1 tRNA gene and 1 rRNA gene are annotated in these 669 nt (G+C 44.5%); both read left to right on the top strand.

The window, feature by feature from the left end:
- Positions 1-76: transfer RNA gene (locus VT06_RS17005), tRNA-Ala, on the top strand.
- 385 nt (positions 77-461) lie between these two features.
- A 23S ribosomal RNA gene (locus VT06_RS17015) occupies positions 462-669 on the top strand; the annotation flags it as partial.

Raw genomic sequence — 669 nt, forward strand, 5'->3', positions numbered from 1 at the left:
GGGGCCATAGCTCAGCTGGGAGAGCGCCTGCCTTGCACGCAGGAGGTCAGCGGTTCGATCCCGCTTGGCTCCACCATTTCCCTTTACTCGGCGTTGGCGTCGTCGTCGCATACTGATGTATGCTTCCTCCTAGCCGCCTTGATTAAAGCGAATTTGGGTAAGAACACCTTGCCTAAAGCAAAATACGCTTTGATTTGAATGAAATATCTTGCTGGCTCACTTCTGCCTAAAGCAAAATAGATTTCCTTTTCTTTGTTCCTGCATATGATGCGCATTGCTAAGTGGTTTTTTAATGAAACTATTTATCAATCACATTATGTGAGTTGCTCTTTAATAATTTGGACAAGCTGATAAAGAAACAAAACGAAGTTTGAACAAGCCAGGTATAACTCACCAGAAACACTTTTGGTGGCGTATCGTTCATGTCATGTAAGACGTACGACACTCTTTGGGTGTTGTATGGTTAAGTGATTAAGCGTACACGGTGGATGCCTAGGCAGTTGGAGGCGATGAAGGACGTATTAACTTGCGATAAGCCATGATGAGCTAGTAAAAAGCGCATGAGTCATGGATTTCCGAATGGGGAAACCCAGTGTGGTAACACACTATCCTTAACTGAATACATAGGTTAAGGAGGCGAACGAGGGGAACTGAAACATCTAAGTACCC

The sequence above is a fragment of the Arsukibacterium sp. MJ3 genome (assembly GCF_000987765.1).
Taxonomy (GTDB): Bacteria; Pseudomonadota; Gammaproteobacteria; order Enterobacterales; family Alteromonadaceae; genus Alishewanella.